Origin of the sequence: Onishia taeanensis, assembly GCF_013349955.1 — a bacterium.
Classification (GTDB): domain Bacteria; phylum Pseudomonadota; class Gammaproteobacteria; order Pseudomonadales; family Halomonadaceae; genus Onishia; species Onishia taeanensis_B.
This window is the reverse complement of sequence record NZ_JABVXC010000002.1, coordinates 114247-139402: the sequence shown is the minus strand read 5'-3', so window position 1 is coordinate 139402 and position 25156 is coordinate 114247. Positions and strand designations below refer to the sequence as shown.

Here is a 25156-nt window from a genome sequence, read left to right as displayed (position 1 = left end):
AGGACATCCGATGCCGATCAATCACCCCCCGCTAGAGCCCCTGCTGGGGCATATCGAGGTCGATGGGGCGATTCCGCCGCTCGAGGACTGGCACCCGCCGCTGTCGGGTGAGATGGATCTGTGCATCCGGGCCGACGGTCACTGGTGGCACGAGGGCAAGCCCATCGCTCGTGGCCGGCTGGTGCGTTTGCTCTCGACCATTTTGCGTCGTGAGGACGATGGGGAGCATTACCTGCTGACGCCGGTCGAGAAGTGGCGGGTCGAGGTCGAGGACTGCGCCTTCCTGATCGTCGATGCCGACCACCATGACGGCGCCTGGACCCTAACCACCAACGTCGGCGATCGGCTGACGCTGGATGGCGATCATCGCTTGAGCCTGGATCGGGATATCCCCTCGGTGCCGGTGCGTTTTGGTCTGGCGGCGCGGTTGCATCGCAATGTTTACTATCGGCTGGTCGAGCAGGCCGAGAGCCGGATGGTCAGCGAGGGTGGCGCGCCCCAACAGGAGTTGGGCATCGAGAGTGCCGGCGTCTGGCAACCGCTGGGCCGCTTTTCCGAGGAGGGCTCGTGAGGCTGACCGCTGAGCAGCAGGCGGTGGTCGGTCATCCCGGCGGGCATGCGCGGGTGGCCGCCGTGGCCGGTGCCGGCAAGACCACCACCCTGGTGGCCCGGGTGCTGCATCTGCTCGCATCCGGCGTGCCGCCCAGGCGCATGCTGGTGCTGATGTTCAATCGCGCCGCCCGAGAGGATTTTACCGCCAAGCTGGTGGCCCGGGCGCCGGCCGGCACACCGCTGCCCGATGTGCGCACCTTTCATTCACTGGGCCATCGTCTGACCCAGAGCCTGACGCGTTGGGGAGCCCTGGCGCCGCGCCAGTTGCTGGCCGCCGACTGGCAGCGCGAGCGGTTGTTGCGCCAGGCCGTGCAGCAGACACTGGCCGGTGACCAGGCGCGGCTGGAGGATGCCCTTGAGCCCGATCGTCTGGAAGCATTCGGGCATTTCTGCGAGCTGGTGAAGGCCGAACTCGCCGACCCCAGCGAGCTGCATGAGCGCCTCGATTACAGCGCCGATACCGGCCACTTCGTCGAGGCCTTCGATACCGTCGAGACCCTGCTCGCCGACCATCAGCAGATGACCTACGCCGACCTGCTGTATCGCCCGCTCAAGGCACTCGAGCGTGAACCGGCGCTCAAGGCGCGGGTGCAGGGCTTCCTCGACGAAGTGATCATCGACGAGTATCAGGACATCAACGCCGCCCAGCAGCGGCTGCTGGCCCTGTTGGCCGGCGAGACGGCGGCGGTCATGGCGGTGGGCGATGCCAATCAGTGCATCTATGAATGGCGCGGGGCCCGCCCCGACACCATGCTCGACGACTTCACCGCCATCTTCGGTGCGGCGCGGGACTATCCGCTGTCGACCACCTTTCGCCATGGCCATGCCCTGGCATTGGCCGCCAACCATGCCATCGCCGCCAACCGGCGTCGCCCGGATCAGCTATGCCTGGCGATTCCCGACAACCCGGTCACCACGCTTCGGGTGGCGCAGGGCGGGCAGCGGCTCGCCGAGGCGCTCATCGGCTGGCAGCGTCAGGGGCGGATGCTTTCGGAGAGCTGCGTGCTGGTACGCAGCTGGGCGCTATCGGTGTCGGTGCAGTTGACCCTGCTGCGGGCCGGCATCCCCTTTCGGCTGTCCCGGGACGACCGCTTCGTGTTCCGCCTGCCGCTGGTGCAGGCCCTGGCCGGCTACCTGATGCTGGCCCGTCAGCCCGAGCTGCTCAAGGACCCCGGCCATCTCGAGCTACTGCTTGCCCAGCCGACGCCCTTCGTCGCCCGGGAACGGCTGGGTGCCCTGGCGCAGCGGCTGGCCGAGACCCAGAACTGGCCGGATCGTCAGGACCCGCTGCTGCAGAGCCTCAAGCCCCTGCAGCGTCGTAACCTCAAGCGGCGCTGGGAACTGCTCTGCGAGCTGCCGCGCCTGACGGCCTGGCCACCGGCCAAGCTGCTCACCCATGTGGTCGAGCGGCTGGATGCCGAGAAGGTTCTCAAACGCGCCGCGGCCCGCCGTGAGAAGGGCGAGGAGGACGTGCGTCTACTCGACGTGCTGATCGAACAGGCCGGGGAACTTGCCCACGACCCCGACGCCTTCATTGCGTTGCTGCGCGAACCGGTCGAGAGCCGCGAGGATGGCGTGCTGATCACTACCGTGCACGGCGCCAAGGGTCTCGAATGGCCACTCGTCGCCCTGTGGGGCACCAACGAGGAAGATTTCCCCCACTACAGCCGCGAGAACCCGCTCAGCGACGAGCGTCTCGAGGAAGAGCGCCGGCTCTTTTATGTCGCCATCACGCGCGCCCGGGAACAGCTTTTGATGCTGCATGACGGCGGCGAGCATCGGCCCAGCCGCTTTATCGCCGAGACCGCCTGGCAGGACTGCCAGCGACTGGCCGAGGCGCTGAATGAGGGCAGGGCTCACGGCGGTACGCACCCTACGGCATACGGCGAGGGTGTCGCCGAGCCGCCGGTGCCGGCACCGCTGGAGGTTGAGCAGCCGGCCCTGGCCGAGCGCTATCTCGCCGCTCAGGGGTGCTCGATTGCGGTGACGATAAAGGCCGACGCCTCTGCTAGCCGGGGTGTCAGCGGCGCTGGATCGGGGGCCGGTTTCCTGTTCAGCGTTGGCCAGCGCCTGCGACATGCGGTATTCGGTGAAGGGGAGGTGGACCTCGTCGAGGGCGATCCACGCGATCCGGTCATCGAAGTCCGCTTTGCCCAGGCCGGTAAGCGCCGGCTGATTGCCAGCCGTGCCCCCATCGAGCCGCTGTCGGCAGCGCCGGTCACCGAATAGGGCAGGACCCAGGCCGAGAGTCCGTCAGGAGCCTATTACGAGCCCGCCAAGAGAGACATGCTATGAACCCACTGATCGATAGTGCTTCCCTCGCCGCCGCCCAGGCGTCATCACGTCGACCGCTGGTGTTCGATTGTCGTGCCCGGCTCGATGACGCTGACGCCGGGCGAGCCCTGTGGCGGGGCGGCCACCTGCCGGGCAGTCAGCACCTGGCCCTGGAACAGGATCTGTCGGCACCGGCAGGCGAGGGCGGTCGCCACCCCCTGCCGAGCCATGAGGCCTTTACGGCGGTGATCCAGCGGTTGGGGATTACCCCGGATGTGCCGGTGGTGGTCTATGACGATATGGGCGGCCAGCTCGCCGCTGCACGGGCCTGGTGGATGCTGGCCTGTTGGGCGGGACATGCCGATGTGCGCGTGCTCGACGGCGGTCTGTCGGCCTGGCAGGCCAGCGGCGGGGCGCTGGAGGCCGGCGAGACGGTGGCGCCGGCCTCCAGCGATTGGCAGCCGAGCCTTGACGACAGCGCCCTGGTGAGCGCTGCCGACATCACGCCGGGGCAATCGAAGCTGATGGATGCCCGGGCGTTGGCGCGTTTTCGCGGCGAGGTTGAGCCCATCGACCCAGTGGCCGGTCATATTCCCGGTGCCTGCTGTCGGCCCAGTGCCGACAATCTGGACCCCGACGGGCGCTTCAAGCCGGCCGCGCAGCTTGCCGCCGAGCTGGCCAATGTTGATTCCCAGGCCGGCGACGAGCTGATCGCCTACTGCGGCTCCGGCGTGACCGCCTGCCATGACATTCTTGCCTACGCCATCGCCGGTCTTCCGCTGCCGCGTCTCTATGCCGGCTCCTGGAGTGACTGGATTCGAGCCCCCGACCGACCCATCGCCACCGGGAAAGGGTGAGTCGGCAAGGAAGCGCTCGAGTCCGCGATAGGCAAGGCAAGCTTCCTTCAACGACAACGCCCCGCAAGCCAGTGTGGCCTGCGGGGCGTTTTTATGAGTCCTGGTCCTGGGGGCCATCAGCACGGAACGGCTCGCTGACACCGGGACGAAACCCCGACGCTTCGCGAGCCGGGCGACCCGCTCGGGCCGGAACAAGGTCCCTCTTGCCGGCCCTGAATCGACATCCCTGTCGATTCGCGCTGCCCGGCTCTCGCTGCGCCGGCGTCCCGGCGAAATCGCTCGCCGTGCATGCCGATTCTGCCGCTCTGACCGGCTTAGATATTGGGGTAGCCTGCTACATGAGGACACCGAACGGGCCGGCGATCAGAGTACCGCCGGCGGCCAGGATTCCGTGCGCAGCAATGTATCAGACTTTCCCTTACATATTGGGGTAGTTAGGCCCGCCGCCGCCCTCCGGCGCCACCCAGGTGATGTTCTGGGCCGGGTCCTTGATGTCGCAGGTCTTGCAGTGCACGCAGTTCTGGAAGTTGATCTGGAACTTGGGCGTGCCGGCATCGTCCTCGACGATCTCGTAGACACCGGCCGGGCAGTAGCGCTGGGCCGGTTCGGCGTATTCCGGTAGGTTGACCCTTACCGGCACCTCGGGATCGGTGAGGCGCAGGTGGCAGGGCTGGTCCTCCTCGTGGTTGGTGTTGGAGAGAAACACCGAGGAGGACTTGTCGAAGGACAGCTTGCCGTCGGGCTTGGGATAGTCGATCTTGTCGCACTCGCTGGCCTTCTTGAGGGCGGCATAATCGGCGGTGGTGTCGTGGACGTTAGGCAGCTTGCCGCCCAGGAGCTGATCGAGGAAGTTGTAGGCGCCGCCGCCCACGGTGCCGTATTTGTGAATCGCCGGACCGAAGCTCGCGCTTTCCTTGAGCTCCTGGTAGGCCCAGCTGGATTGCCACTTTTCGGTAAAGGTGGTGAGCTCATTGCCGCCTTCGTCACCGGCCTTCAAGGCCTCGAAGACGCTTTCGGCGGCTACCAGACCGGACTTCATGGCAGTGTGCAGGCCCTTGATCTTGGCGAAGTTGAGCGTGCCGGCATCGCAGCCGATCAGCAGGCCGCCGGGGAAGGTCATCTTGGGCAGGCAGTTGAGGCCGCCCTTGGTGATGGCGCGGGCACCGTAGGCCACGCGCTTACCGCCGTCCAGGTACTGCTTGAGCACCGGGTGGTGCTTCATGCGCTGGAATTCGTCGAAGGGCGACAGGTAGGGGTTCTGATAGGAAAGATCCATGATCAGCCCGACGACTACCTGCTGGTTCTCGGCGTGGTAAAGGAACCAGCCGCCGTGAGTGTCCTTGTCCAGCGGCCAGCCGGAGCCATGCAGCACCAGCCCCGGCTCGTGCTGCTCGGCCGGCACGTCCCACAGCTCCTTGAGGCCGATGCCGTAGTGCTGAGGATCCTTGCCGGCATCCAGGTCGAATTTTTCGATCAGGCGCTTGCCTAGGTGGCCGCGGGCACCCTCGGCGAACAGCGTGTACTTGGCCCGCAGCTCCATGCCCGGCATGTGGCCGTCCTTGGGCTCGCCGTCGGCGCCCAGGCCCATGTCGCCGACCAGAATGCCGCGCACGGTGCCGTCTTCGTCATGCAGGGTTTCCTGAGCGGCGAAGCCAGGGAAGATCTCGACGCCGAGTTCCTCGGCCTGCTCGCCCAGCCAGCGGCACAGGTTGCCGGCGCTGATGACATAGCGCGTCTGGTCGCCGCCAGTATTATGCATGGACTTCGGCACCAGGGCGTTGGGCAGTCGCTGGGCCTTGTCCGCGTCCTTGAGCAGATAGAGTTCATCGCGAATGGCGGGCGTGGTCAGCGGGGCGCCGCGGCTTTCCCAGTCGGGGAAGAGCTCGGCCAGCGCGCGGGGCTCGAAGACCGCCCCCGAGAGGATGTGAGCGCCGACTTCAGAGCCTTTCTCCACGACGCACACCGATAGTTCCTGCTCGGCCTCGTTTGCCTGCTGCATCAAACGGCAGGCCGCCGCTAGGCCGGAGGGGCCGGCGCCGACGATGACCACGTCGAAATCCATGTATTCGCGTTCTTGCTCTTCCACTTGATCTCTCCTCTTATTCGATGCCGCGGTCTGGCAATGCCCGTGCGAATTACGCCAGATTTATAGTGACTATTGTGCGGTATTAGAGCCCGCTGGGGTAGCCGACTTGATTGAGAGCGTATAATTTTAAACGGTCGTTTGCTTCCATGTCTCGCCCATGGTAAGCATACTGATAGAAAAGCGTTGCAGCACGGGGCTCGACGAACGACGAAAGTCGCTTCTGTCGCCTCTTTTTACGGTGGCTTTTGACGACGATGCTGCCGAATAGCAATGGATGGGATCATGGCCCGGTCAGGGCCATTCATGTCGTCAATATTGTGGCGAAACTGGCCCTGTGGCAGATTACGCACCTGCCCGGGATTTGTTGGTTGATCATGCACTTAACGAATGAATATAACGACCTGCCCATCGGTGATAACGGGGCGGCCGATGCATGATAGCGCCATCCCGAGTAACGCCTCAGCGAGGCCCCAGCGTACAGCGAGGACACCATGAAAGTATTGGTCGCGGTCAAACGCGTCATCGATTACAACGTCAAGATCCGCGTCAAGCCGGATCACTCCGACGTCGATCTCACCAACGTCAAGATGGCGATGAACCCCTTCTGCGAAATCGCCGTGGAAGAAGCGGTCCGCCTCAAGGAAAAGGGCGTGGCTAGCGAAGTGGTCGCCGTGACCGTAGGTCCCAAGGCGGCTCAGGAACAGCTGCGCACAGCCATGGCGCTGGGTGCTGATCGCGCCATCCACGTGCAGACCGATGACAAGGTCGAATCGCTCGCGGTGGCAAAGCTGCTCAAGGGTGTGATCGACGAAGAGCAGCCGGGCCTGGTGATTCTCGGCAAGCAGGCCATCGACACCGACAATAACCAGACCGGCCAGATGTTGGCGGCGCTGGCCGGCCTGCCTCAGGGTACCTTCGCCTCCGAGGTGGATGTCCAGGGCGAGAAGGTTGCGGTGACCCGCGAGATCGATGGCGGGCTGCAGACCGTCGAGCTGTCGCTGCCGGCGATCGTCACTACCGACCTGCGCCTCAACGACCCGCGCTACGCCAAGTTGCCGGATATCATGAAGGCCAAGAAGAAGCCGCTGGACGTCAAAACGCCAGAAGACTACGGCGTGGCCACCGGCAGCAAGGTTAGCCTGATCAAGGTCGAAGCGCCGGCCGAGCGTAAGGGCGGCGTCAAAGTGGGCTCGGTGGATGAGCTGGTCGATAAACTCAAGAACGAAGCCAAAGTGCTTTGATAGGAGCTGATCTCATGAGCATTCTGGTACTTGCCGACCATCACGACGGACAGCTCGCCGGTACGACGGCCCATGTGGTAGCCGCAGCGCAGGAGATTGCCAGGGCCGGCGGTGGCGATATCGACGTGCTGGTGGCCGGTGAAGGCGTCAGCGCCATTGCCGAAGCGGCGGCCAAGCTCGATGGCGTCAGCCGGGTATGGGTGGCGGATAACGCCGTTTACGCCCACCAGTTGGCCGAGCCTTTGGGCGCGCTGCTGGTCGAGCTGGCCGATGGCTACAGCCATGTGCTTTCCAGCGCTTCGACCACCGGCAAGAACGTCATGCCGCGCCTCGCCGCGCTAAAGGATGTCTCCCAGCTTTCCGACGTCATCGCCGTCGAGGGCATCGACACCTTCTGCCGCCCGATCTATGCCGGCAACGCCATTGCGACCGTCAAGAGCGATGACGCCCTCAAGGTGATGACCGTGCGCTCCACTGCCTTCGACGCCGTGGCGGCCAACGGCGGTGCCGGCATCGAGTCGGTCGACAAGGTGGTAGACAACACCCAGTCGAGCTTTATCAAAGAGGAGCTGGCGCAGAGTGATCGACCCGAACTCGGCGCCGCCAAGGTGGTCATCTCCGGTGGCCGTGGCATGGGCAACGGCGAGAACTTCAAGCTGCTCGACGGTATTGCCGACAAGCTGGGTGCCGCCATCGGTGCCTCGCGTGCCGCCGTGGACGCTGGCTATGCGCACAATGACATGCAGGTCGGCCAGACCGGCAAGATCGTCGCGCCGGATCTGTATATCGCCGTGGGCATCAGTGGTGCCATCCAGCACCTGGCGGGTATGAAGGATTCCAAGGTGATCGTTGCCATCAACCAGGATGAGGAAGCGCCGATTTTTCAGGTGGCCGACTATGGCCTGGTTGGCGATCTTTTCGAAATCCTGCCGGAGCTCGAAAGCAAGCTCTAAACCGCCATGGTAGTGCGATCGTCTGCGACCGGCCTTCCTTCGGGGAGGCCGGTCTTTTGGTATGCGCTATCGATGTGATGGCCTGCTGGTTGGCGCTGAGTGGAAGCGTTATGGCTATGGCTGTTATTGATAATTGTTACTGTTTGAGGTAGCGTGTCATCCACTTGTTGCGACCCCTTTGCAGGAGAACATGGTGCGACACATCCTGAATCGATGGCAGGCAGGGCTGGCCCTGTCGCTTGTCCTGGCAGTGCCGGTCGCGCAGGTTTCTGCCGATGAGGGCCCGCAAGATGAGGCCATGAGTGCAGACAGCCTAAGTAAAGAGGCCCTGGCGGCCGAGGAAGCCCAGGCTGCGCTGCAAGCTCGCATCGATGCTGCCGACGACGCCACTCGCGCCGATATTGAGGTACTGCGCGAGCGGCAGGCGGAACTGCGTCAGTTAACCGCTTATAACCGCGAGCTGGCGCCGCGCCTCGACCAGCAAGCCGCCACATTGGGTGAACGGGAAGCGGCTCTGGATGCTCTTGGCGATACCCGCGAGGCGTTGCCGGGCATGCTACGCGATCTGGTCGAGCGCTTGCGCCAGTGGGTCGAGGCGGACCTGCCGTTTCTGAAGAAAGAGCGACTGGCTCGGGTGGACAGCCTCGAGGGCCTGCTGGCCGACGGTGAGGTGAGCCACTCCGAGGCGCTTGAGCGTGTGCTGGCTGCCTGGCGGCGCGAGCTAGATTACGGGCGCCAGCTAGATGCCTGGCGGGGACTTGTGGACGTCGACTCGGTGCAGGCCAAGGCGAATGACGCCTCGACCGAGCCTGCCCAGGCGGGAGCAGGAGAATCACTGCCACGCGAAGTCGATTTCCTGCGTATCGGTCGTGCCGGGCTCTATTATCTGACACCAGATGGCCATGAGGGCGGCGTGTGGAAGGCGGCGGCAGGCGAGTGGCAGCCTCTCGATGGTGCCGAGCGGGCCGAGCTCGACAAGGGGCTACGGATTGCCCGCGATCAGCGTGCCCCAGAACTGCTCACGCTGCCGATCTCCCAGGCTGTCAGTGACGCCCCGCGTGCGTCTGCGACCTCGGCGGTCTTGAATCAGCGTTCAGAGCAGGAGGGTGACGCATGAAACGATTGCTGCGCATTGCCGTTGCTGCCGTCTCTCTCGGCCTGATGCAAGCCGCGCTCGTCCAGTCTGTTCTGGCCCAGGATCAGGCGCAGGAGGGGAGCTCGGCATCGCCCATTCAGACGCTCAAGGCTGAGCGCGAAGCCGCCGAAGCGCGTGACCGGGCGCGCCTGTCAGCGCTGGTCGAAGATAGCGAGGCTCTGTCGGCACGCTTGGCCGAGGTCACATCGCAACTGGAAGAGGCCCGGGCGCGTCGCGAACGTCTTGACGCTCGCCAGGCGGAGCTCGATGCCCGGCGCGAGGCGCTGGCCGAGCGACGCCGTCAGGCGGGGGACGAGCTGGATGCCATTGCGGGCACCCTGTCGAGCCAGACCGGCGCGCTGCGAGATGACCTCGCCGACAGCTTCCTGATCTTGGGCGACACCCGCTTGCCACCGCGATTGGGCAAGGATGCCCTGCCACGTCTCGAGCATCTCGAGGCCCTGGCCGACAGCCTGATGTCGCTCACCGTGGCGAGCGGCCAGGCCCTGCGCTTTACCGCACCTGTGGCCGATGCGAGCGGTGAACGCCGGCCTCAGGAGGTGATTCGTGTCGGTGACATGCTGGCCTTCAGCGACGGTCAACTGCTGCATCGCCCTGGCCCCGAGGGGCAGCTGTCGGCGAGCGCTCACACCCCTGGGGCCGCTGAAGATACCCTCAAGAACTTCCAGGCCGGCCGTGGCGACCATGTGGTGATGGACCCGTCCCAGGGGCAGGTAATGGAAGTGCTCGCCCAGCAGCCGAGCTTGCTCGAACGTTTCCAGCAGGGCGGCGTGGTTGGCTACGTGGTCGTGACCCTAGGGGCGCTGGGGTTGCTGGCGGCGATCCTTCAATATGCTTACTTGGTAGGGATCAGTCTGGCCGTGCGTCGTCAGCTCACGGACCTCGGTCGTCCCCGCGATGACAACCCGCTGGGTCGAGTGATTCGGCGACTGGCCTCGCTGTCCCGTGATCATGCCCCTGAGGCCCTCGAGGCCCGGCTCGATGAGGCACTGCTTGCCGAGCAGCCGCGGCTCGAACGCGGGCAGCCGCTGGTCAAGCTGCTGGCGGCGGTGGCCCCGTTGCTTGGTCTGCTGGGGACGGTGACCGGCATGATCGGAACCTTTCAGGCGATCACGGTCTTCGGCACCGGGGACCCGCAGATGATGGCCGGCGGTATCAGCCAAGCGCTGGTGACTACGGTGCTGGGCCTGATCACTGCGGTGCCGTTGCTGTTTGCGCATACGGCGCTCGCCAGCCGCAGTCGTTCGCTGGTGGGGGTGATCGAAGGTCGTGCCAGTGCCGCCCTGGCTGAGCGCCTCGAGCCGGCCACTGCGACTCCGGTTGATGTCAACAAGCAAGGATCCGCGCCCCATGCCAACCTGGCTTGAGCCGCTGAACTGGTTGTTTCGGGCCGGCGGGCCGGTGCTGGTGGCGATTGCCCTGGTGGCCGTGGTTCTGTTCAGCCTGGCGTTGGAGCGCTGGTGGTATTTCCGCCTGACCTACCGGCGGGCACGGCGGGCGCTGATTCGGCGCTGGGTGGCGCGAGACGATCATGTCAGTTGGAGCGCCCTTACCCTGCGCGAGGCCTGGACACGCGAGCTGATCGCACGGCTGCGCCGACCCTTGCCCTGGCTCAAGTGGCTGGTGGCGGTCTGCCCGCTGCTGGGGCTGTTGGGCACGGTCACCGGCATGATAAGTGTCTTCGATAGCCTCTCGCTCAGCGAAGTCAATCAGGCGCGAGCGATGTCCGATGGCGTCGCTCGTGCCACCCTGCCGACCCTGGTCGGTATGGCGGTGGCGGTAGTCGGGCTGTTGTTCACTACCCGCCTGGAACACATCATTCGTCGCGAAGACCAGAAACTCCACGATCGGATGGCTCGCGCCACGGAGGACTCACATGCGTAGGCGTCGCCTGGAGGGGGATCACGGTAGCGAGGGAGAGGTCAACCTGACCCCCATGCTCGACGTGGTCTTCATCATGCTGATCTTCTTCATCGTCACCACGTCCTTCATCAAGGAGAGCGGGGTCGAGATTCAGCGCCCCGAATCCAGCGCCGCCACCCCGCGACCGGATGCTCAGGTCATGGTGGCCATTACCAACGAGGGTGCGGTTTGGGTCGACGGTCAGCCGGTGGACCTGCATCGCCTGGGCGATACCGTATCAGACCTTGTGGCCGATGAGGGGGCGGTAGTGATCCAGGCAGATCGTGATGCTACCACCGGCCTATTGATCGAGGTCATGGATAGCCTGCGCGAGGCTGGCGTCGAGGATATGGCAGTAGCGGCCAGTCGAGAGGCCTCCTGATGCGACACCTCGTCGCCTTTATGGGGGGTGTCATGCTGGTAGGTGCGCTTTTCGTCCTGCTGGCACTGCTGGTGGCGCCGCCGGAAGATACGCCAACGCTGGATGTGCCGTCCGTGTCGATGGCCATGGTCGAGGCGCCGAGCCAGCAGTCAGCCAACGCCGCACCGCGTCCAGCCCCTCCGGCTCCAGCGGCAGCACCGCCGCCTCCGGCCCCTGCGCCGGCTCCTCAGGTGCAAAGCGCGATCGAGCTCCCTGAGCCCGAGTTGCCAGCGATGCCTGAAACCTCGGTGCCTGCTGAGATGACCCTTCCACCTTTGGAAGAGCAGCCCCCCGAACCGGCGCCGACGCCAGAGCCGACACCGGATCCTACACCTGAGCCTGTTCCCGAGCCTGTCGAGTCGACCGCGCCGTCGGAAGATGCCGCCAAGGCCGCCGAGGAGGCCAATACCGCATCGACCTCCGGGGATGGCGCAAGCAGTGAAGAGGCCCAGGCGGCCGGCCAGCAAGCGGTCAGCGCCGCACCGCGACCGACGCGCCGCGTGCCGCCTGAGTATCCATCGCGGGCACGGCGCCGTGGCCTGGAGGGGCATGTGGTGGTGGCCTTCACGATCCGCCCGGATGGCGAGGTCGAACGGGATTCGATCAAGGTGGTCGAGGCCGACCCCGCTCGGGTCTTCGACCGCGCCGCTGCTCGGGCCATCGCCGGCTGGGAATTTCCTGCGGCCGGCTCGTCGCGGCGGGTCCGTCAACGCCTGGAATTCCAGCTGAGGTGATGCCCATGCCCGTGACAACGTCTGCTTCTACCATGCGGCGCGTGTTGGCAGCACTACTGTTCACGACCATCTGGGTCGCGGCTCCCTGCCTGGCTGCGCCGGCGTTGCCTGGCGGCATCCTGCGGGACCTTGAGTCCATCGAGCAGGACCTCGCAGCGGCCGACGGCTCCAGCGAGGTCGCGGCGCTGGAGGATCGTGCGCTGTCCCAGGCCGAGCGCCTGGCGGGCGGCAACGCCGCCGACCGTTGGGCGCGGGCGCTCTACCTGCAGTTGGCCTCCGAGGCCGCCGTTCACCGCCAAGCCTATCTCGAAGCCGCCGAACACATCGCCCAGGCGCGAGCGGTGCGCGGCATCGATGCGGCCATGCGGGCACGCTGGCAGCGTCGGGAAGCGAGCCTGCGCCTGGGCGGCGGCCAGCAGGCGAGGGGCGCAGACCTGCTGTCAGACTGGCTGGATGAGCATCGGGGCGACGCCGCCGATTACTGGCAACTCGCCGGCGCGCAGGCGCGGCTCGAACGCTGGGATAAAGGGAAGAGGGCGGTCTCTGCCGGTTTGGCGCGCGATGACTCGCCGACCGATGCACACCTGATGCTGGCCGCCAGCATCTTTCAGCAGGCCGGCGAGGATGACCAGGCACTGGACATGCTCCAGCGGCTGTTGGCCCGCGCCCCGGAGAATCCTGATACATGGCGGCGGGCCGCCGGTCTCGCGCAGCGGCTGGGGCAGCACGCTCAGGCCGCCGCGCTCTGGGAAGCCGGCTGGCGCCAGGGGGTGCTCGGCGGCGAGGCCGCACTCGAACGTCGCGTTCGGCTGCATCTGGCGGCCGGCACCCCGGCGCGGGCCGCTGAGCTGTTGAAGGCCTCGCTTGAGGGCGGCCGACTTAGCGACAGTCTGGCGCGTCGGCGCCTGCTGGCGACGGCTTATCAGCAGGCGCGGGCTCGTGGCCCGGCGCTTGCGGCCTGGCGCCGTGTCGCCGAACGCAGCGGCGAGGCCGAGGACTGGCTGTATGTCGGACAACTGGCGGCGGAGTGGGGCAGGGATGCACCTGCTCGCGAGGCGCTATCACGGGCACAGTCCTTGGGCAGCGAGCAGGCCAGCGCCTGGCTGAGCTATCTCGATCAGCACCCGCTGGCAACGCAGTAACATGTCGTGGGCGCAGGCAGAAACGCGTTACAGGCGGCCCAGGGCGCGTCTAGGCGACGCGCCGTGAGCGCTAGAGTGCCAGTTCGGTCCACACCGGGGCGTGGTCCGATGGTTTTTCCATGCCGCGCAGCTCATAGTCGATGCCGGCATCGGTGACCTTGTCGATTAGCGGGCGGCTGACCAGGATGTGGTCGATGCGCAGGCCGCGCTTGGGGTCGCGATCGAAGCCCTTGGAGCGGTAGTCGAACCAGCTGAAGTGATCGTCGCGAGTCGGGTGTACCAGGCGATAGCTGTCGGTCAGGCCCCAGTCCTTGACCCGGCCCAGCCAGGCCCGCTCGATGGGTTGGAAGCTGGTCTTGCCTTCGCGCAGCCAACGCTTGCGGTTGGATTCGCCGATGCCGATATCTCGGTCTTCCGGCGAGATATTGAAGTCGCCCATGATGGCGATGCGCTCGTCTGGCTGGCAGTCTTCCTCGAGCAGCCGCGAGAGCTGCGCGTAGAAGCGCTCCTTGTAGGGAAACTTGGTGGGGTGTTCGACGTTCTCGCCCTGAGGGAAGTAGCCGTTCCACACGGTAAGGCTTTCCCCATCGGCCAGCCGCAGTCGTACGCCGATCATGCGCCGCTGGGCATCGTCGTCATCGTCGGGAAAACCGTAGTGGACTGCCTCGGGCTCCTGGCGGCACATCAGGGCCACGCCATAGTGACCTTTCTGGCCATGGAAATAGACGTGGTAACCCAGTGCCTCCAGGGCGGCACGGGGAAACTCGCTGTCCTGGACCTTGGTTTCCTGCAGCCCGATAACGTCCGGCGCGTGAGCAGCCACCAGGGCTTCGAGCTGGTGAGGGCGTGCCCGCACCCCATTGATGTTGAACGACACCAGCCGCATTATTTGCCCTCGTCGTCGGGTCGGGAGTTTTTGTCTGGATGAATCTCGATCGACTGCGCCCGCTGCATGCGCTCTAGCTTGCGGGCGGCCTGCTGCTTGCGCTGATCCTGCTTCTTGGCGGTGAAGCGGCGCGACGGAGCAACCTCATCGGGGTGGTCGTGGCGCCACTGCTTGTAATCCTTGCGCCGGCCGGTGCGGATCGTGACCTTGTCGGCCAGCGAGCGAGTCTTCTTTCTGCGTGTCATGACATCGTGTCCTTTCCTGAGCGACAGCCATTCTAGCAATCACCGGGCGCTATCAACAGCAATCACCGGGCGTCGTCGGCTATGGTCAGCAGTTCAGCGTTAACGACCCTGGCGCTTCATCGCCTGTCGCGCAGGCGAGCTCGGCCTTATCGAGCATCGACCATAGGGGTATCCTGCTTGGCCAAGATGTCACCTGGACAAGCCGAGACGGTCAAGGGCTGGTACAATACCTCACCCGGAACTGGCCTGACCCTGGCGTCAGTGCATCACATCCACTGTTATTGGGACCTAAGCACAGCCTATGAGCGAGTCGGAACAGAATCCCGCCCCGGCGCAGACCCGCAAGCCGAAGCGTCGGCGCCGCAAACCGCGCAAGTCACAGTCCAACTGGGACATTCGCCAGTTCCAGGTGCCTGCCGTCGCGGGCAAGTGGCGTTTCCACGACTTCGACCTGCCCCTGCCGCTGATGCGCGCCATCCATGCGCTGGGCTTCGAGTATTGCACGCCTATCCAGGCCGAGGCGCTGGCCCAGACCTTGCTGGGTGGTGACGTGGTTGGCAAGGCTCAGACCGGCACCGGTAAGACCGCCGCCTTCTTGATCTCGATGATGGCCTACTTCCTCGAAGAAGAGGCGCCCGATGGGCAAAAGCCCGGCGCGCCGCGCGCCCTGATCATCGCGCCGACCCGTGAGCTGGCGCTGCAGATCGAAAAGGATGCCAAGGCTTTGGCGCGGTTTACCAAGCTGAATGTCGCCAGCGTCGTCGGTGGTATGGACTATCAGCAGCAGCGCGACCAGTTGGGCAAGAAGGTCGATGTGCTGGTGGCGACTCCTGGCCGGCTGCTCGACTTCCATGAGAAGCGTGATGTTGACCTCACCCAGGTCGAGGTGCTGGTGCTCGACGAGGCGGATCGCATGCTGTCGATGGGCTTCATTCCCGACGTCAAGCGCATCATCCGCCACACCCCGAAGAAGGAAGAGCGTCAGACCTTCCTGTTCTCGGCGACCTTCACCCCGGATATTCTCAATCTGGCGAGCCAGTGGACGCTGGACCCGGCACATGTGGAGATCGAGGTCACCGTCGACAATGCGGCCGACATCGACCAGCACGTTTACCTGGTCGGCGATGAGGACAAGTCACGCCTGCTGATCAACCTGTTGAAAGACGACAGCCTCGAGCGGGTGATGGTGTTCTGCAACCGTCGTGATCTGGTCCGCAAGATCGACGACCTATTGCGTGAAGCCGGCGTCAATGTGGCGATGCTCTCCGGTGACGTGCCGCAGACCAAGCGCATCGAGACTCTCGAGCGCTTCCGCGAAGGCGACGTGCGGGTGCTGGTGGCGACAGATGTGGCCGGTCGCGGCATTCACATCGAGGACGTCAGCCACGTGATCAACTATACCCTGCCGGAAGATCCGGAAGACTACGTGCATCGCATCGGCCGAACCGGCCGCGCCGGCGCCAAGGGCGTGTCGATCAGTTTCGTGGGTGAGGAAGACGCCTTCTCGCTGCCCGAGATCGAGCGCTACATCAACGACAAACTGCCCTGCGAGCACCCGCCGGAAGGCACGCTGTAACGGCGAAGGCCGTAAGGACGATATCGACGATGCTGGACGAGGCGCTCAAGGGCGACATCCAGACCGCCTATCGGCGGGTTCTCGAGGGCCTCGAGCTGACGCCGCGCTACGGTCAGCGGCTGATGATCGCCGAGATCGCCCGTACTCTGGCGGGGATCGAAGCCGATGATGCCGGCAAGCGGACCTCCGACGAGCACGTCTGCGTGCTCGAGGCCGGTACCGGTACCGGCAAGACCTTGGCCTATCTGCTGGCGGCGCTGCCTGTGGCCAAGGCACGTGGCAAGCGGCTGGTGGTTTCCACCGCCACCGTGGCGCTACAGGAACAGGTGCTGCACCAAGACTTGCCGGCCCTCAAGAAGCACAGCGGGCTCGACTTCGACTATGCCCTGGCCAAGGGGCGCGGTCGCTATATCTGTGTGGCCAAGCTCGAACAGGCACTGGATGGCGTCGAGGATAACCCGACCCTGTCGCTGTTCGAGCAGGCGATGGAGTCCCGCGATGGCGACGACTTTCATGCGCTGGTCAAGGAGTTGGCCGATGCTTACGGCAACGGCCGCTGGGAAGGGGACCGCGACAGCTGGCCGGTGGCCATCGCTGACCCGCAATGGCGGCGTCTGACCACCGATCATCGTCAGTGCACCAACCGCCGCTGCGACCACTTCAGCGCCTGCGCCTTCTTTCGCGCCCGACGCTACCTGGACAGCGCCGACATCATCGTCGCCAATCACGACCTGGTGCTCGCCGACCTAGCGCTGGGCGGGGGCGCGGTGCTGCCAAGTCCCTCCGATTGCATCTACGTTTTCGACGAAGGGCATCATCTGCCCGACAAGGCGATTGGCCACTTCACCCATCGTTTCGCCGTCAACGGCGCGCTGCGCTGGCTGCGCACCCTCAAGAAATCGTTGACCGAGCTTAATACGGCGCTCGGCGTTCAGCCGACCCTGGCGCGCCTGCTGGGGGGCTTCCCCGAGGCGATCGCCGCTCTCGAGCCACGTCTGGGTGAGGTCTTTGCGCTGGGTCACCAGCTCGCCGAACTGCCCAATGGTGCCGGCGAAGAGACCCGTCAGCTGCGTTTTGACATGGGCCGCGCCCCCGAGGCACTGCGCGAGCAGGCCGGTGCTCTGGTGACGGTCTTCGCCGAGCTGTCTCGCAATCTCGAAACCATGGCCGATATCCTGCGCGAGAGCCTTGACCCGGAGAAGTCCACCGGGCTGCCTCGTGAGCAGGCCGAGCCCTGGCTGCCGCTGATCGCCCTGCTGCATGGCCGCGCTCTGGAGGCCCACGCCCTGTGGCTGGCCTTCAGCGAGGTCGATGACACCCAGGAGCCACCGCGGGCCCGCTGGCTGAGCTTCGAGCAGGTCGGCGGCGAGCCGGAACTGATCTTCGCAGCAAGCCCGGTCTCGGCTGCCAACACCCTGGCGCGGACCCTCTGGGGCAGCTGTCACGGTGCGGTGGTCACCTCGGCGACCCTTACGGCCCTGGGACGTTTCGAACGTCTGCAGGAGCGTGCAGGGCTCGCCAACCGCTACCGCTATCAGCGCCTGCCCAGTCCCTTTGACTATTCCCGGGCGGTGCTGAGTGTTCCTCGCGAAGCGGTCGACCCCGGCGATCGTGAGGGTCACGAGCGCGCCATCGTCGACTTCGTTCAGGGACTAGAAGACCACGAAGCCGTGCTGATGCTGTTCTCGTCGCGGGCCCAGTTGCGCGCCGTGGAGAAGGCATTGCCGCGCTCCTATCGCGAGCGCGTGCTGGCCCAGGACCGGCTGCCCAAACGCGAGCTGATCGAGCGCCATCGCACGCGAATCGACGCCGGGGAGGGCAGTATCATCTTCGGCTTGGCAAGCTTCGCCGAGGGCATCGACTTGCCCGGCAAGTATCTGACCCATGTGGTGATCACTCGTCTGCCCTTCGCGGTCCCTGACGACCCGGTGGGGGCGACGCTTGCCGAGTGGATCGAGAGCCGTGGCGGCAATCCTTTCATGCGCATCACCGTGCCGGATGCCTCGATAAAGCTGGTGCAGGCCTGTGGCCGACTGATTCGCAAGGAAGACGATCGTGGGCGCATTACGCTGCTCGACCGGCGAGTTTTGACACGCCGCTATGGTCAGGCGCTGCTCGATGGCCTGCCGCCCTTTACCCGCGAAATCGATGGCGTGCTGCAGGATGCTTGAGGCATCTCGTCGCGTGATGCTTACTGAGTCTGGAAGCTGAGTTTGGAAAAGCTCGCTTGGCGGGGCTCTGGGCCCCACGGCATGTCGTCAAAAGGGAAAATGGCTATGTATATTGCACTGAAATGGGACCACAAGATCGGTGCCCACTTCGTCTCCTGGATCGTGGTCGAATGTTCTGCGGTAGGCGAAAAGTTTGGTTTACCCCAGGCGTTGCCGCCAAGGCGCGATGTGGCCTACTTCGTGGACCCGGATACCGCGGAGCAGGATGCCAAGGCGTTTGCCGAGTACAAGAACGGTGACGTTACCACGACGGCCAGTGAGTACAGCCCCTATCTCTCCGATCATCACGGCTATTGTCACTATCAATGGGATCACAATTACCTGGAAGAGTTGGTGAAGCATGCGGTGCTGTACTGGGAAGACGGCCAGCACCGGAGGCCAGCGCCCGTGCGCGATGATATCGCCTACTTCGTCTGTCCCGATGCATCCGAGCAGGACAGCCGCTTTTTCGCCCAGTACAAGCTTGAGCGCGCTGGCCTTCAGTTGGCCTGAAGACAGGCGAGGCGAGTCGCTAGAGCCTCAAATGGCCTTCATCATCCCCAGGCGGACAGTAGCGAAAATGCCGTTATAATACGCCAAACGCCCGCGATGATCGCGGGCGTTTTCTATTGCAGCCGATGACGGCAAAGGCTGCGTGAGCCTCTAGCGGTGCTAGTCTCGACGCTTGGACAGCACCGGGGTCAGTTTTTCGTTCATGGCGGTGAAGGTGGCAACGGTCGTGTCCCAGTCGATGCAGGCATCGGTAATCGAGACGCCGTAGGTCAGGTCTGCTTTGTCACCCTTGATCTTTTGGTTGCCCCAGCCGATATGGGACTCGACCATCAGGCCAATGATCGAACGGTTGCCCTCGAGAATCTGGTTGGTGACGTTTTCCATGACCAGCGACTGCAGTGCCGGGTCCTTGTTGGAGTTGGCATGCGAACAGTCGATCATAATGTTCGGCTTGATGCCTTCCTTTTCCAGCTCTTTCTCGGCAAGCGCCACACTGACGCTGTCGTAGTTGGGCTTGCCGTTGCCGCCGCGCAGCACGACATGACCATAGGCGTTGCCGCGGGTGCGAATGATCGCGACCTGGCCGGCCTGGTCGATGCCGAGGAAGTTGTGCGGGTGCGCCACCGATTGCAGGGCATTGACCGCCACGTCGAGGCTGCCGTCGGTGCCGTTCTTGAAGCCGACCGGGCAGGACAGGCCGGAGGCCATCTCGCGGTGGGTCTGGGACTCGGTGGTGCGGGCGCCAATCGCCGACCAGCTGATGCAGTCCTGAAGATACTGCGGGGAAATCGGGTCGAGCGCCTCGGTGGCCAGTGGCAGGCCCATCTCGGCGAGATCTACCAGCAGCCGGCGCGCAATGTGCAGGCCTTCCTCGATCTCGAAGGAGCCGTTGAGGTGCGGGTCATTGATCAGGCCCTTCCAGCCGACGGTAGTGCGCGGCTTCTCGAAATAGACCCGCATCACGATGTACAGGCTGTCCTTGACCTCATCGGCCAAGCGACGTAGACGCCGGGCGTAATCGAGCGCCGCATCCACGTCGTGAATGGAGCAGGGGCCGACGACGACCAGCAGTCGTGGATCGCTGCCATCCAGAATGCGCTGGATGGTCTCGCGGCCCTCGATGACCGTGCGTTCTGCGGCGTCGGTCAGGGGGACTTCCTGCTTGAGCGTCTCGGGAGTAATCAGGACATCCTGGGCCAGGACGTTGAGGTTGTTGACCTGCTGTTGTGACATGCCGCTACCTGTGACGTGGATACACGCGTGAAAATGATGAATAGACGTCTACTATCGCCCGTGGGCCTAGTGAAAATCAACGGCGACAGGGAACTCGTTACCAGTGACTGCTGTCCCAGCGGTTCGTTACCGCTGGCATGCTGTGTGCTTGATGGAATGCCAATAAACAGGAACACTGACGGATAATCATCATCGAATGCCACCAGGTTTCCACATAGACGTTATGACTGCTTGTTTGCTTCCAGCGTTCACCGAGAGTTCGGCCCTCGGACGGTGCCTCCCCGTGGGGCTGCCTTTTGGAGCGTCGATTGTACGCCCTGCCTACACCAGGGGGGGCTGAATGGATACCCGGGAAACCGATCAGCAGCTCGTTGAACGAGCTCAGCGGGGAGACACGAGGGCCTTCGACCTGCTGGTAAAGAAGTATCAGCACAAGATCATTGGCCTGATCGGCCGTTACGTGCATGACCACGCCGAGGTCCAGGATGTGGCGCAGGAGGCTTTCATCAAGGCCTACCGGGCGCTGGGCAAGTTTCGTGCCGATAGCGCCTTCTATACCTGGCTATATCGCATCGCCATCAACACCGCCAAGAACCATCTGGTGTCTCGTGGGCGCCGTCCTCCGGGCAGTGACATGGACATCGTCGATGCCGAGATCGTCGATCAGAGCGGTCGGCTGTCCGATATCGAGTCACCGGAAGCGTCCATCGCACGAGATCAATTGGAAGCGGCGGTCTTCGAGGCGATCGAGGATCTGCCAGAGGACCTGCGTACGGCGATTACTCTGCGCGAATTCGATGGTCTGTCCTACGAAGACATCGCCCACATCATGGACTGCCCGGTCGGCACGGTGCGCTCGCGTATCTTTCGTGCGCGTGAGGCCGTCGATCGCCATATCCAGCCGCTGGTGGTGACCGCCAGGACGCAGGACATGGTGCACGAATAATCGATACCAGCATTTTTGACCCTGAGGCTGAACTGTTGTCGCCTTGTGGCGTCACATGCATGGGTCGAATGTATCGCGGTGGCAATGCCTGAGAAGGGATGGTCTGACGATAGCCGTCTTGCTCATCCGGGTAGGCAGGTCGTAAAGGCACGTTGTCACCACTTGAGTCGACAACTGATCTAAGGGCGACACGCCTTAAAGTGTGAGGGTGTAAGTGATGAATCAGAATTCACAGGAGTCATTGTCTGCCTTGATGGACAGTGAGGCAGACGATCTCGAACTTCCTCGGGTGCTCAAGACGCTGGACGAGTCCCCGGAGGTCGGCGAGACATGGCGCCGCTACCATCTGGCTCGCAGTCTTATGCAGCGTGACCGGGACATCGATGTGACCACCGATCTGTCGGCAGGCATCATGGCGAGGCTCGCCGATGAGCCGTCACCGCAAATCGATGCACCAGCTGCGCCGTCGCGCAGTCTGTTTTCCCGTGCTGGCTCCTTTGCCGGCAGTGCCGCTGCTGCTGCCGCTGTCTCGTTGATGGTGATTACCGGCGTACAGTTTTATAACTCTTCCGACGAGCGCACCCAGCCGGGCCAGCCGGGCCTAGTCAGCACGCCGAGCGGGGGCGGTGACGTCTCTAATCAGGTACAGCGACCGTCCTTGGTCGACCTGCCGCTGTTTCAGTCGTCCGCGGCCGACCGCGGTTTGAGGAATGTCGGTGCCACCGTCGAATCGCCGATGATGATGGCACCCAGTGTTCGTCAGTCGCAGCGCGGCGATCAGCAGCAGGCTCGCTTGCTGCAGTCCTACCTCGACCGCCATGCGGAAGGCGCGGCATATCGTAGCGGCGATGCCTGGATGCCGCTGCTGAGGGCTTCAGGCCAAGAGTCACTGGGCCTGCGTTGATGCTGGTACTCCCTGTCATGAACCGAGATATCGGTCGCCGGCGGCCGCTTTCCCCCGTGTTGACGTTTGCGGCCTTGCTGGCAATGACTTGGCCAATGACATCGGCCCTGGCGGCCGATGAGGCAGTCGGTGAGTCAGTCGATGAGTATGACTGCCAACGATTGGTGGCACAGTCAGCCCCCAGCACGGCCAGTGAATGGTTCGGGCGCAGTCTCTGGGCCAACCACTGCTATGAGTTCAAGGCGCGTGCCGTGCGCATCGGCAGCGACGGTGTGCGCACGCTGGCACTGACCCATAATATCCGAGACGGCATCGAACATGAGGTGGCGCGCTTTCTTGACGGTGACCCCGTTATATTCGAGCGCCGGGGCCGCATTGGCCGCGGCAGCTGGGCGTCAGGCGACGCCAAGGCGCCGGCCTCGCCACAGGCGATCATGGCCAAGCTTGGCGAGCACTATCGTCTTAGCCTTGGCGGCGAGGAACGAATTGCCGGCCGAGCCGCCGTTCGTTTGGATATCGAACCGCTCGATGACATGCGCTTCGGGCAGCGTCTGTGGCTCGACAAGATAACGGCGCTGCCTCTCAAGCAGATGCTGCTCGATACCCAAGGGCGGGTACTCGAAACCTTCCAGATCACCGACATCGAACACCCCTCGGTGTTCGAGGGTCGGATCAAAATGGACCGGGTGCGTCCCCAGCCCAGCGATGCCTGGCAGCCCGGGTGGCTACCGTCTGGATTCGTCCCTCAGCCGGTGGCCACGGCCGATGCCCGTCATGCCGGTGCGGTGCATCACCGCCTCTACAGCGATGGTCTCTCCAGTCTCAGCATGTTCGTCGAACCCCTCGACCCCGAGCGTCCCGCGCTGGCCCCAGGCCTGCACCGCCTCGGCATCTCCTACGCGGCAGTCCGGCACCTGGTCCTGGGCAGCCAGCCCATGCAGGTGGTGGCAATGGGGGAGTTGCCGCCTGACGTTCTGATCAGGGTGGTCGAGCAGGTGGGGCTTGCCGGCGCCGAGAGCAGTAGCCAGGCGCTCAACGGTGAGGCCTCGGGCGAGGCACTGATCCCACAGGAAGCGCCATGAGCCTGAGCGTTGGCATGAGGGCGGAACACTGGCTCGAAGCCACGGCGCGGGTCGATGAACGCTTGCCGGAAGGTATTCGTGTCAGCGTGCTTACCCAGAGCGGCTGTGCGGGCTGTGCTTCCCGGCGGGGGTGCGGCACAGGCCTGCTGGCCACCAGGCGCAAGGCTCGCCCCCGGCAGTTCACCATCGCAACTTCAGCCGATTTGACGGTAGGCCAGACGGTGCGAATTGGCCTGCCGGCTCGGCGTTTCCTGCAAGGGGCCCTGACCATCTATGGCCTGCCGTTGACGACGTCATTGTTGGCCGGTGGCGCGGCCGAGGCCTGGCTGGCGCCCGGCCACCCGCTGGTACCGGTGGCGTTCCTTGCCGGGCTTGCCTGCGGCGTGCTCGGCCTGGCCCTTTGGGGCCGGTATCAGTCGCCCGTCTATCGACCGGTGCTGCTCGACCCTTCGCCGCCGTGAGCACCGGCCACGCCAACAACATATAACGATGATATCAGGGGTAATTCAAAGGAATGGCCGAGGCTCCGCAGAAGTGGGGTCGCTGGCACTCACCATTGCCGATCCACGCATTGCCTTTCCATGCTGTTGCAGGAGTGATTATGGAACGCACACTTCGTCATTCTTTGATGTTTGCCTTGCTGTTAATGCTGTCTTTGGCCTGTGCCACGGCTCAGGCTCGGGAGTTACCTGATTTCACTGAGCTGGTCGACCAGGCTGCCCCCGGGGTGGTCAATATCTCGACGACGCGGACCGTCTCCTCGGGTGGGTTTTCCTATCACGGCCCCGGCGGTGAGGATATTCCCGAGATATTCCGGCGCTTCTTCGGCGACCAGCTGCCCATGCCGGGTGGTGGCCAGAAGCAGGAACACGAGCGTCAGTCGCTGGGGTCGGGCTTCGTGATCAGCGAAGACGGCTACATCATGACCAACGCCCATGTGGTCAAGGACGCCGATGAGATCCTGGTGCGTCTCAATGATCGCCGGGAACTGAAGGCCGAGTTGGTGGGTGCTGATACCAAGACCGACGTCGCGCTCCTCAAGGTCGATGCCGAGAACCTGCCGACGCTGGATATCGGCGATTCCGATACCCTTGAGGTGGGTGAGTGGGTCGCGGCCATCGGTTCGCCCTTCGGTTTCGACCATTCGGTCACCGCTGGCATCGTCAGTGCCATCAACCGCACCCTACCGTCCGATGCCTATGTGCCTTTCATTCAGACCGACGTGGCCATCAACCCGGGCAACTCCGGTGGGCCGCTATTCAATCTCGATGGCGAAGTAGTGGGCATCAACTCGCAGATCTTCACCCGTAACGGTGGCTATATGGGCCTCTCGTTCGCGATTCCGATCAGCGTGGCGATGGATGTCGCCGATCAGCTAAAGAGTGAAGGCCATGTCAGCCGCGGCTGGTTGGGCGTCGTGATCCAGCCGGTCTCGCAGGATCTGGCCGAGTCTTTCGGCCTGGAGGGCCCGAACGGAGCCCTGATCGCTGATCTCGACCCCGAGGGCCCGGCCGCTCGCGACGGCCTGGAAGCCGGCGACGTGATCGTGGGCGTCAACGGTCAGGACGTCGATCGCTCCAGCACCTTGCCGCGACTGATCGGCCGGGTGCGTCCGGGCGATGACGTCGACCTGGACGTGATGCGCGATGGCCGCCAGCGTGAGATCACGGTCACCGTCGGTGACTGGCCGGATACACCAAGTGGCAACCGGGCCTCGAGCCAGTCCAGCAACAGCCAGACGCGTCTGGGGCTGACCGTCACTGCGCTTGATGATCAGGTCCTCGAGCGCCTGGGGATCGACGGCGGCGTGGGTGTTGAATCGGTCGAATCCGGTGGTGTCGCTCAGCAGGCGGGTATTCGTCCGGGCGATGTACTGGTCTCTGTCGACCATCAGGCCGTCTCCTCGCCGAAGCAGCTGATGTCGGTCATCGACTCTCTGGAAGCCGACCGCGCCGTGCCGGTGCGCCTCTATCGCGAGGGCCGTTCCCTTTATGTCGCGTTGCGGCTCGATGCCGACGACTAACCACACTCGACACCATCGACGGGGCCTGCGGGCCCCGTCGTTCGTTGGGAGGAGCTTCCCGGCGGCGTCGCTGTTCCTGTCGAGCCCTTGCCGGTACAATGCCGGCATTCTTTTTCAAGACGCCCCACCCATCGGGCCTTGCCCGATGGTCGACGGGATG

24 protein-coding genes are annotated in these 25156 nt (G+C 64.3%); 20 read left to right on the top strand and 4 right to left on the bottom strand.

Annotated elements, in window-relative coordinates; genetic code table 11:
* Positions 1-10: 10 nt before the first annotated feature.
* The 3 genes from HUS66_RS03410 to HUS66_RS03400 all read left to right on the top strand — a co-directional run bounded on the left by HUS66_RS03410 (position 11) and on the right by HUS66_RS03400 (position 3743).
* Positions 11-571 (top strand): DUF1285 domain-containing protein, encoded by a 561-nt coding sequence (locus tag HUS66_RS03410; protein ID WP_175069565.1) that lies wholly within the window; start codon positions 11-13, stop codon positions 569-571.
* A complete protein-coding gene (locus HUS66_RS03405) occupies positions 568-2841 on the top strand; it encodes an ATP-dependent helicase (RefSeq protein WP_175069564.1) in 2274 nt (757 codons plus the stop codon). Before HUS66_RS03410 ends, HUS66_RS03405 begins: the two co-directional genes overlap by 4 nt.
* A 62-nt stretch (positions 2842-2903) precedes the next feature.
* Positions 2904-3743, top strand: coding sequence for a sulfurtransferase (locus tag HUS66_RS03400; protein ID WP_175069563.1), 840 nt, complete (start codon positions 2904-2906; stop codon positions 3741-3743).
* Between the two features lie 418 nt (positions 3744-4161).
* Here the strand turns inward: HUS66_RS03400 and HUS66_RS03395 are convergent, their stop codons facing one another.
* Positions 4162-5829: an electron transfer flavoprotein-ubiquinone oxidoreductase gene (locus HUS66_RS03395; protein ID WP_175069562.1), complete on the bottom strand. Its 1668-nt coding sequence runs from the start codon at positions 5827-5829 to the stop codon at positions 4162-4164.
* A 245-nt stretch (positions 5830-6074) separates the two neighbouring features.
* Here HUS66_RS03395 and HUS66_RS17620 point away from each other — a divergent pair, with 245 nt between their 5' ends.
* The 9 genes from HUS66_RS17620 (at position 6075) to HUS66_RS03355 (ending at position 13378) form a co-directional block, all read left to right on the top strand.
* Positions 6075-6266: a hypothetical protein gene (locus HUS66_RS17620; RefSeq protein ID WP_217487894.1), complete on the top strand. Its 192-nt coding sequence runs from the start codon at positions 6075-6077 to the stop codon at positions 6264-6266.
* 54 nt (positions 6267-6320) lie between these two features.
* Positions 6321-7070 carry an electron transfer flavoprotein subunit beta/FixA family protein gene (locus HUS66_RS03390; RefSeq protein WP_175069561.1) on the top strand — a complete coding sequence of 250 codons (750 nt, stop codon included), beginning with the start codon at positions 6321-6323 and terminating at the stop codon, positions 7068-7070.
* A gap of 14 nt (positions 7071-7084) precedes the next feature.
* Positions 7085-8023, top strand: a complete 939-nt coding sequence (locus HUS66_RS03385; RefSeq protein WP_175069560.1) for an electron transfer flavoprotein subunit alpha/FixB family protein — start codon at positions 7085-7087, stop codon at positions 8021-8023.
* A 190-nt stretch (positions 8024-8213) separates the two neighbouring features.
* Entirely contained in the window at positions 8214-9140 is a 927-nt protein-coding gene (locus HUS66_RS03380; RefSeq protein WP_175069559.1) for a DUF3450 domain-containing protein, read from the top strand.
* Entirely contained in the window at positions 9137-10546 is a 1410-nt protein-coding gene (locus HUS66_RS03375) for a MotA/TolQ/ExbB proton channel family protein (protein ID WP_175069558.1), read from the top strand. Before HUS66_RS03380 ends, HUS66_RS03375 begins: the two co-directional genes overlap by 4 nt.
* Positions 10530-11063 (top strand): MotA/TolQ/ExbB proton channel family protein, encoded by a 534-nt coding sequence (locus HUS66_RS03370; RefSeq protein ID WP_175069557.1) that lies wholly within the window; start codon positions 10530-10532, stop codon positions 11061-11063. The genes HUS66_RS03375 and HUS66_RS03370 overlap by 17 nt, the downstream gene beginning before the upstream one ends.
* A complete protein-coding gene (locus HUS66_RS03365; RefSeq protein WP_175069556.1) occupies positions 11056-11463 on the top strand; it encodes an ExbD/TolR family protein in 408 nt (135 codons plus the stop codon). Before HUS66_RS03370 ends, HUS66_RS03365 begins: the two co-directional genes overlap by 8 nt.
* Positions 11463-12236 carry an energy transducer TonB gene (locus tag HUS66_RS03360; RefSeq protein ID WP_175069555.1) on the top strand — a complete coding sequence of 258 codons (774 nt, stop codon included), beginning with the start codon at positions 11463-11465 and terminating at the stop codon, positions 12234-12236. The genes HUS66_RS03365 and HUS66_RS03360 overlap by 1 nt, the downstream gene beginning before the upstream one ends.
* Positions 12237-12241: 5 nt before the next feature.
* A complete protein-coding gene (locus HUS66_RS03355) occupies positions 12242-13378 on the top strand; it encodes a hypothetical protein (protein WP_254628672.1) in 1137 nt (378 codons plus the stop codon).
* Between the two features lie 70 nt (positions 13379-13448).
* Here the strand turns inward: HUS66_RS03355 and xthA are convergent, their stop codons facing one another.
* Both xthA and HUS66_RS03345 read right to left on the bottom strand, forming a co-directional pair.
* A complete protein-coding gene (xthA, locus tag HUS66_RS03350; RefSeq protein WP_175069554.1) occupies positions 13449-14264 on the bottom strand; it encodes an exodeoxyribonuclease III in 816 nt (271 codons plus the stop codon).
* Positions 14264-14509 (bottom strand): hypothetical protein, encoded by a 246-nt coding sequence (locus HUS66_RS03345; protein ID WP_175069553.1) that lies wholly within the window; start codon positions 14507-14509, stop codon positions 14264-14266. Before HUS66_RS03345 ends, xthA begins: the two co-directional genes overlap by 1 nt.
* A gap of 301 nt (positions 14510-14810) precedes the next feature.
* Between HUS66_RS03345 and rhlB the strand changes: the two genes are divergently transcribed.
* The 3 genes from rhlB (at position 14811) to HUS66_RS03330 (ending at position 18808) form a co-directional block, all read left to right on the top strand.
* The gene (rhlB, locus tag HUS66_RS03340; protein WP_175069552.1) at positions 14811-16085 is read left to right on the top strand and encodes an ATP-dependent RNA helicase RhlB; all 1275 of its coding nucleotides are present in this window, start codon (positions 14811-14813) and stop codon (positions 16083-16085) included.
* A gap of 29 nt (positions 16086-16114) precedes the next feature.
* On the top strand, positions 16115-18256 hold the full coding sequence (gene dinG, locus HUS66_RS03335; protein WP_175069551.1) for an ATP-dependent DNA helicase DinG: 2142 nt from the start codon (positions 16115-16117) through the stop codon (positions 18254-18256).
* A 105-nt stretch (positions 18257-18361) separates the two neighbouring features.
* Positions 18362-18808 (top strand): hypothetical protein, encoded by a 447-nt coding sequence (locus tag HUS66_RS03330; RefSeq protein WP_175069550.1) that lies wholly within the window; start codon positions 18362-18364, stop codon positions 18806-18808.
* A gap of 159 nt (positions 18809-18967) precedes the next feature.
* On the opposite strand, the gene HUS66_RS03325 is transcribed toward HUS66_RS03330, so the two are convergent.
* Positions 18968-20041, bottom strand: coding sequence for a 3-deoxy-7-phosphoheptulonate synthase (locus tag HUS66_RS03325; protein ID WP_175069549.1), 1074 nt, complete (start codon positions 20039-20041; stop codon positions 18968-18970).
* Between the two features lie 340 nt (positions 20042-20381).
* Here HUS66_RS03325 and rpoE point away from each other — a divergent pair, with 340 nt between their 5' ends.
* The 5 genes from rpoE (at position 20382) to HUS66_RS03300 (ending at position 24996) form a co-directional block, all read left to right on the top strand.
* Positions 20382-20987, top strand: a complete 606-nt coding sequence (gene rpoE / locus HUS66_RS03320; RefSeq protein ID WP_175069548.1) for an RNA polymerase sigma factor RpoE — start codon at positions 20382-20384, stop codon at positions 20985-20987.
* A gap of 217 nt (positions 20988-21204) precedes the next feature.
* Positions 21205-21891 carry a sigma-E factor negative regulatory protein gene (locus tag HUS66_RS03315; RefSeq protein WP_175069547.1) on the top strand — a complete coding sequence of 229 codons (687 nt, stop codon included), beginning with the start codon at positions 21205-21207 and terminating at the stop codon, positions 21889-21891.
* Between the two features lie 95 nt (positions 21892-21986).
* A complete protein-coding gene (locus HUS66_RS03310; RefSeq protein ID WP_254628671.1) occupies positions 21987-22973 on the top strand; it encodes a MucB/RseB C-terminal domain-containing protein in 987 nt (328 codons plus the stop codon).
* On the top strand, positions 22970-23434 hold the full coding sequence (locus HUS66_RS03305) for a SoxR reducing system RseC family protein (protein WP_175069546.1): 465 nt from the start codon (positions 22970-22972) through the stop codon (positions 23432-23434). Before HUS66_RS03310 ends, HUS66_RS03305 begins: the two co-directional genes overlap by 4 nt.
* A 140-nt stretch (positions 23435-23574) precedes the next feature.
* Positions 23575-24996: a DegQ family serine endoprotease gene (locus HUS66_RS03300; RefSeq protein ID WP_175069545.1), complete on the top strand. Its 1422-nt coding sequence runs from the start codon at positions 23575-23577 to the stop codon at positions 24994-24996.
* Positions 24997-25156 lie beyond the last annotated feature (160 nt).

What these genes read in the sequence shown, in the direction of transcription:
- HUS66_RS03410 (WP_175069565.1), top strand. Translation starts at nt 11, where the DNA reads ATGCCGATCAATCACCCCCCGCTAGAGCCCCTGCTGGGGCATATCGAG.
- HUS66_RS03400 (WP_175069563.1), top strand. Translation starts at nt 2,904, where the DNA reads ATGAACCCACTGATCGATAGTGCTTCCCTCGCCGCCGCCCAGGCGTCA.
- HUS66_RS03390 (WP_175069561.1), top strand. Translation starts at nt 6,321, where the DNA reads ATGAAAGTATTGGTCGCGGTCAAACGCGTCATCGATTACAACGTCAAG.
- HUS66_RS03385 (WP_175069560.1), top strand. Translation starts at nt 7,085, where the DNA reads ATGAGCATTCTGGTACTTGCCGACCATCACGACGGACAGCTCGCCGGT.
- HUS66_RS03380 (WP_175069559.1), top strand. Translation starts at nt 8,214, where the DNA reads ATGGTGCGACACATCCTGAATCGATGGCAGGCAGGGCTGGCCCTGTCG.
- HUS66_RS03375 (WP_175069558.1), top strand. Translation starts at nt 9,137, where the DNA reads ATGAAACGATTGCTGCGCATTGCCGTTGCTGCCGTCTCTCTCGGCCTG.
- HUS66_RS03370 (WP_175069557.1), top strand. Translation starts at nt 10,530, where the DNA reads ATGCCAACCTGGCTTGAGCCGCTGAACTGGTTGTTTCGGGCCGGCGGG.
- HUS66_RS03365 (WP_175069556.1), top strand. Translation starts at nt 11,056, where the DNA reads ATGCGTAGGCGTCGCCTGGAGGGGGATCACGGTAGCGAGGGAGAGGTC.
- HUS66_RS03360 (WP_175069555.1), top strand. Translation starts at nt 11,463, where the DNA reads ATGCGACACCTCGTCGCCTTTATGGGGGGTGTCATGCTGGTAGGTGCG.
- HUS66_RS03355 (WP_254628672.1), top strand. Translation starts at nt 12,242, where the DNA reads ATGCCCGTGACAACGTCTGCTTCTACCATGCGGCGCGTGTTGGCAGCA.
- xthA (WP_175069554.1), bottom strand. Translation starts at nt 14,264, where the DNA reads ATGCGGCTGGTGTCGTTCAACATCAATGGGGTGCGGGCACGCCCTCAC.
- HUS66_RS03345 (WP_175069553.1), bottom strand. Translation starts at nt 14,509, where the DNA reads ATGACACGCAGAAAGAAGACTCGCTCGCTGGCCGACAAGGTCACGATC.
- rhlB (WP_175069552.1), top strand. Translation starts at nt 14,811, where the DNA reads ATGAGCGAGTCGGAACAGAATCCCGCCCCGGCGCAGACCCGCAAGCCG.
- dinG (WP_175069551.1), top strand. Translation starts at nt 16,115, where the DNA reads ATGCTGGACGAGGCGCTCAAGGGCGACATCCAGACCGCCTATCGGCGG.
- HUS66_RS03330 (WP_175069550.1), top strand. Translation starts at nt 18,362, where the DNA reads ATGTATATTGCACTGAAATGGGACCACAAGATCGGTGCCCACTTCGTC.
- HUS66_RS03325 (WP_175069549.1), bottom strand. Translation starts at nt 20,041, where the DNA reads ATGTCACAACAGCAGGTCAACAACCTCAACGTCCTGGCCCAGGATGTC.
- rpoE (WP_175069548.1), top strand. Translation starts at nt 20,382, where the DNA reads ATGGATACCCGGGAAACCGATCAGCAGCTCGTTGAACGAGCTCAGCGG.
- HUS66_RS03315 (WP_175069547.1), top strand. Translation starts at nt 21,205, where the DNA reads ATGAATCAGAATTCACAGGAGTCATTGTCTGCCTTGATGGACAGTGAG.
- HUS66_RS03310 (WP_254628671.1), top strand. Translation starts at nt 21,987, where the DNA reads ATGACATCGGCCCTGGCGGCCGATGAGGCAGTCGGTGAGTCAGTCGAT.
- HUS66_RS03305 (WP_175069546.1), top strand. Translation starts at nt 22,970, where the DNA reads ATGAGCCTGAGCGTTGGCATGAGGGCGGAACACTGGCTCGAAGCCACG.
- HUS66_RS03300 (WP_175069545.1), top strand. Translation starts at nt 23,575, where the DNA reads ATGGAACGCACACTTCGTCATTCTTTGATGTTTGCCTTGCTGTTAATG.